The organism is Micromonospora foliorum, from assembly GCF_022229015.1.
Taxonomy (GTDB): Bacteria; Actinomycetota; Actinomycetes; order Mycobacteriales; family Micromonosporaceae; genus Micromonospora; species Micromonospora foliorum.
The window spans coordinates 1-5,016 of sequence record NZ_JAKKFF010000421.1 but is presented as its reverse complement, the minus strand read 5'-3'; the positions used below and the strand labels follow the sequence as shown (position 1 = coordinate 5,016).

Below are 5,016 nucleotides of genomic sequence, written 5' to 3'. Positions count from 1 at the left end.
CCGGTCGGGCTGCTCGCCGCGGTGCTCGGCGCTCTGGCCGCCGCGCCGGTGGCCTGGCAGGTGGGGCGGCGGATCGGCCTGGCCACCTTCGACCGGTTGCTGGCGACCGCCCCGGCCGGGCGGGCCTTCAGCAAACCCGCCGACCTGCGCGCCGGTGGGGTGGACTGGCTGCTCGGCGTGCTGCCGGTGCCGCACGGCAACCTGCTGCTGCCGGCGTTCGGGGCCGCGGTCATGTACACCCTGCTGGCCGGTTGGTCGCGGTGGCCGGGGCTGCGCCCGGAGCCCGAGCCGGGGGAGTTCAGTTGGGTGTCGGCGGGGACGCCAGCTCCGCCAGCGGCACCGGAACCGCCCGCACCTGACGCAGCAGAGCCGCCTCGCGGTTGAGCAACCGCAGCTCGGCGCGGAGCCGGGAGGCGGTGTCGTCGATCGCCAGCAGCCGCTGCCGGTCGTCGACGGTGAGCGCCGCGGTCGCCGCCACCAGGTGCGAGAGCACCGTCGGGTCCTCCGGCAGCTGCTCGGAGATCTCCTCCGGGTCGGAGCGGATCAGGCCGAGGTACTGCCGGAAGACCGCGATCACCCGGGCGGCCAGCAGGTCGGCCACCTCGTCCGGGCCGCCCGGGTCGGGCAGCCACTCGACGTCGGCGGTGAGGTAGGGCTCGGCGCTGTCGTCGACCTCGGCGATCCGGAACCGGCGACGGCCGACCGTGACGATGTCGAAACCACCGTCGGCCAGCTCGGTCACCTGGCGCAGCTCGGCGGTGCAGCCCACCTCGTGCAGCGTCACCTCGCCGACGTTCGGCATGGCCCGGCCGCCGGGACCGGCGGGCGCGACCTCCCAGCCGGCCTGGATGGCCACCACGCCGAACTCACGCGGTGCACCGTCGGGCAGGTCGACCAGGTGTCGGACCAGCGCCCGGTAGCGCTCCTCGAAGATGTGCAGCGGCAGCACCAACCCGGGAAAGAGCACCGTTGCGAGCGGGAACACCGGCAGCCGTGCGGTCACATGGTCGAGCCTAACCAATCTCGCCCCCCGGGGCGTGGCCCGGCTCACCGTCCCGGCGGACGGGCGGCTCGGGTGGACGTCGGGCCGGCCGCCTAGACTCGCAAGGGTGCTGAATCGGATCGACCTGCGCGACGGTCTCGGCGACCCGCGCCGCCTGCTGCCCCGTGCCCAGCTCGACGTGTCCGTCGCCGTCGAGCGCATCCGGCCCCTGGTGGAGGCGGTCCGCGAGCATGGGTACCCGGCGATCCGGGAGGCAAGCGAACGGTTCGACGGCATCTCCCCGGAGGTGCTGCGGGTGCCGGTGGAGGCGATCACCGAGGCCGAAGGGGTGCTCGACCCGGCGGTGCGCGCCGCGCTGCTGGAGTCCATCGCCCGGGCCCGTCGGGTGCACGCCGACCAGCGACGCACCGACCACACCACCCAGGTGGTGCCCGGCGGCACGGTCACCGAGCGGTGGCTGCCGGTCGACCGGGTCGGCCTCTACGTGCCCGGTGGCCTGGCGATGTACCCGTCGACAGTGGTGATGAACGTGGTGCCCGCCCAGGCGGCCGGGGTGCGCTCGCTGGTGGTGGTCAGCCCGCCGCAGAAGGACAACGGCGGCCTGCCCGATCCCCGGGTGCTCGCCGCGTGCGCGCTGCTCGGCGTCGACGAGGTGTACGCCGTGGGCGGGGCCCAGGCGGTGGCGATGCTGGCGTACGGCGCGGCGGTGGACCCGGCGGGCGAGCTGCGCTGCGACCCCGTCGACCTGATCACCGGGCCCGGCAACATCTGGGTGACCGCCGCCAAGCGGCTGCTGCGCGGCGTGGTCGGCATCGACGCCGAGGCCGGGCCGACCGAGATCGCCATCCTGGCCGACGACACGGCCGACCCGGCGCACGTGGCCGCCGACCTGATCAGTCAGGCCGAGCACGACCCGCTCGCCGCGAGCGTGCTGGTCACCCCGTCGGTGGCGTTGGTCGAGGCGGTCGAGGCGGAGTTGGCCCGGCAGGTGCCGGCGACCAAGCACACCGAGCGGGTCACCACGGCGCTGACCGGTGAGCAGAGCGGTGTGGTCCTGGTCGACGACCTCGAGGCGGGGCTGCGGGTGGTCGACGCGTACGCGGCCGAGCACCTGGAGATCCAGACGGTCGACGCCCGGGAGTGGGCGCTGCGGGTCCGCAACGCCGGGGCGATCTTCGTGGGCGCCTGGTCGCCGGTGTCGCTCGGCGACTACTGCGCCGGCTCCAACCACGTGCTGCCCACCGGCGGCTGTTCCCGGCACTCCTCCGGCCTGTCGGTGCAGTCCTTCCTGCGCGGTGTGCACCTCATCGAATACACCGAGGCCGCGCTGCGCGACGTGGCCCCACACGTGGTCACCCTGGCCAACGTGGAGGACCTGCCCGCGCACGGTCAGGCGGTCCAGGCCCGTTTTCCCGGAGGGTCGGCGTGACCAGCCTGGACGATCTGCCGATCCGGGCCGACCTGCGGGGGCTGTCGCCGTACGGGGCGCCGCAGCTCGACGTGCCGGTGCGGCTCAACACCAACGAGAACTCCCACCCGGTGCCGGAGCCGGTGGTCGAGGCGATCGGCAAGGCGCTCGCGGCCGAGCTGCGCGAGCTGAACCGCTACCCGGACCGGGACGCGGTGGCGCTCCGCGCCGACCTGGCCGAATATCTCGGGCACGGGCTCACCGTCGAGCAGGTGTGGGCGGCCAACGGCTCCAACGAGATCCAGCAGCAGCTGTTGCAGGCGTTCGGTGGGCCGGGGCGCAGCGCGCTCGGCTTCGTTCCGGCGTACTCGATGCACCCGCTGCTGGCCCTCGGCACCAGCACCCGGTGGGTGCCCGCCGCGCGCGGCGTCGACTTCGGGTTGACCGCCGAGGAGGCGGTCGCCCAGGTCCGCGAGCACCGGCCGGACGTGGTCTTCCTCTGCTCGCCGAACAACCCCACCGGCACGGCACTGGACCCGGCGGTGATCGCCGCGGTGCTCGACGTCGCGCCCGGCATGGTGGTGGTCGACGAGGCGTACGCCGAGTTCGCCCGACCCGGGACGGTCAGCGCCCTCGCGGTGCTGCCCGGCCACCCGCGGCTGGTGGTCACCCGGACGATGAGCAAGGCGTTCGGCTTCGCCGGCGGCCGGCTGGGTTACCTGGCCGCCGACCCGGCGGTGGTCCGGGCGGTGCAGCTCGTCCGTTTGCCGTACCATCTCTCCGCGCTCACCCAGGCCGCCGCACGCGCGGCGGTGGCCCACCGCGATGCCCTTCTCGGTACGGTGAGCGCGATCATGGCGCAGCGGGACCGGATCGTGGCGACGCTGCGCGAGCGGGGGTTGCGGGTCGCCGACAGCGACGCCAACTTCGTGCTCTTCGAGGTGGGCGGCGACCAGACCATCGTCTGGAACGCCCTGCTGGCGCAGGGGGTGCTGGTCCGTGACGTCGGCCTGCCCGGCTGGCTGCGGGTGACCGCCGGCACCGCCGCCGAGACCGACGCCTTTCTTTCTGCAATGGAGACTTCGCAATGAGTCGGACCGCCCGGGTGGAACGGATCACCAAGGAGACCAAGGTCCTCGTCGAGATCGACCTCGACGGCACCGGCGCCGCCGAGATCAGCACCGGCGTCGGCTTCTACGACCACATGCTGCACCAGATCGCCCGGCACGGCGGCTTCGACCTGACCGTGCGCACCGTGGGCGACCTGGAGATCGACGCGCACCACACGATCGAGGACACCGCGCTCGCCCTGGGCGCGGCGTTCGACCAGGCGCTGGGCGACAAGGCCGGCATCCGGCGCTACGGCTCGGCGACCGTGCCGATGGACGAGGTGCTGGTCCGGGCCGCGGTGGACCTCTCCGGTCGGCCGTACGTGGTGCACGACGAGCCGGTGCTCGCGCCGTACATCGGGCCGGTGTACGCGACAAGCATGACCCGGCACATCTGGGAGTCCTTCGGCCAGGCGGCCCGGGTCACGCTGCACGTCGACGTGCTGCGGGCGGCTCGACCGGGTGGTCACCCGGACGCGCACCACGTGGTGGAGGCGCAGTTCAAGGCGGTCTCCCGCGCGTTGCGCGAGGCCACCTCGATCGACCCGCGTTCCGCCGGTGCGATCCCGAGCACGAAGGGCGCGCTCTGATGGGTGCCGCGTTGCCGACGTTGCTGCTGATCCTGGCCGGGGTGCTGGTGGGTGGCACCTGGTCGCTCTACCGGCAGGGCGCGCCGAAGGCCGCCGTGCTGATCACCGCGGCGCTCGCGGTGCTCGCCACGGTCGCCGGGGTGCTGCGGCTGCTGCCGGAGAACGGGTGATCGGGGTGACGACATGAGTGACGTGGTGGTGCTCGACTACGGCTCGGGCAACCTGCGCTCGGCGGAGCGGGCGCTGGCCGCCGCCGGAGCGGACGTCCGCGTGACCGACGACCTGGCCGCGGCGGCTGCCGCCGACGGTCTGGTGGTGCCGGGCGTGGGCGCGTATGCGGCCTGCATGGCGGGGATCGAGGCGCTGGGCGCCGGCCCGGTGATCGCCGAACGGGTGGCCGCCGGCCGACCGGTGCTCGGCATCTGCGTGGGCATGCAGGTGCTCTTCGAGCACGGCGACGAGCACGGCGTGGTGACCAAGGGGTTGGGGCTGCTGCCCGGCGGGGTGACCCGGCTGGCCGCCACCCGGTTGCCGCACATGGGCTGGAACACCGTCCGGGCGCCCCGGGCGTCGGTGCTGTTCGCCGGGTTGCCGGAGCAGAGCCGGTTCTACTTCGTCCACTCGTACGCGATGGGCGACCCGGCGGCGCTGGCGGCTGCCGGTGCCACGGTGACCACCGCCCACCACGACACGGATTTCGTCGCGGCGGTGGAGCGTGGCTCGTTGTCGGCGGCCCAGTTCCACCCGGAGAAGTCCGCCGACACCGGTGCCGCGTTGCTACGCAACTGGCTCGCCACGTTGCCCAGCGGTGGCTGAGCGCCGTCGCGCGGTGCCCGACCGGCGGGCGTCGCGGTGAGCCGGGAGCGCGCCCGACGACGGGCGGAGCGGGAGGCGGAGCAGGCCCGG

The 5,016-nt window shown here is 74.0% G+C and carries 6 protein-coding genes and 1 pseudogene; 6 read left to right on the top strand and 1 reads right to left on the bottom strand.

The features are described from left to right. A pseudogene (locus tag PSH25_RS26310) lies at window positions 1-384 on the top strand (DUF2567 domain-containing protein); the annotation flags it as partial. On the opposite strand, the gene PSH25_RS26305 reads toward PSH25_RS26310, so the two are convergent. Further along, the gene (locus tag PSH25_RS26305) at window positions 299-1,003 is read right to left on the bottom strand and encodes an LON peptidase substrate-binding domain-containing protein (protein WP_238661595.1); all 705 of its coding nucleotides are present in this window, start codon (window positions 1,001-1,003) and stop codon (window positions 299-301) included. The pseudogene PSH25_RS26310 and the gene PSH25_RS26305 overlap by 86 nt on opposite strands. 106 nt (window positions 1,004-1,109) lie before the next feature. Here PSH25_RS26305 and hisD point away from each other — a divergent pair, with 106 nt between their 5' ends. Genes hisD through hisH form a run of 5 tightly spaced genes read left to right on the top strand, consistent with a single transcriptional unit; the run spans window position 1,110 to window position 4,926 of the window. After that, entirely contained in the window at window positions 1,110-2,432 is a 1,323-nt protein-coding gene (gene hisD, locus PSH25_RS26300; protein ID WP_238661594.1) for a histidinol dehydrogenase, read from the top strand. Beyond that, the gene (locus tag PSH25_RS26295; protein ID WP_238661593.1) at window positions 2,429-3,502 is read left to right on the top strand and encodes a histidinol-phosphate transaminase; all 1,074 of its coding nucleotides are present in this window, start codon (window positions 2,429-2,431) and stop codon (window positions 3,500-3,502) included. Before hisD ends, PSH25_RS26295 begins: the two co-directional genes overlap by 4 nt. Then, window positions 3,499-4,110, top strand: a complete 612-nt coding sequence (gene hisB, locus PSH25_RS26290; RefSeq protein WP_030334475.1) for an imidazoleglycerol-phosphate dehydratase HisB — start codon at window positions 3,499-3,501, stop codon at window positions 4,108-4,110. Before PSH25_RS26295 ends, hisB begins: the two co-directional genes overlap by 4 nt. Continuing rightward, window positions 4,110-4,280 (top strand): CG2302 family histidine operon protein, encoded by a 171-nt coding sequence (locus PSH25_RS26285; RefSeq protein ID WP_167362522.1) that lies wholly within the window; start codon window positions 4,110-4,112, stop codon window positions 4,278-4,280. The genes hisB and PSH25_RS26285 overlap by 1 nt, the downstream gene beginning before the upstream one ends. Before the next feature lie 13 nt (window positions 4,281-4,293). Beyond that, window positions 4,294-4,926 (top strand): imidazole glycerol phosphate synthase subunit HisH, encoded by a 633-nt coding sequence (gene hisH / locus PSH25_RS26280; RefSeq protein WP_238661592.1) that lies wholly within the window; start codon window positions 4,294-4,296, stop codon window positions 4,924-4,926. Window positions 4,927-5,016: the final 90 nt, after the last annotated feature.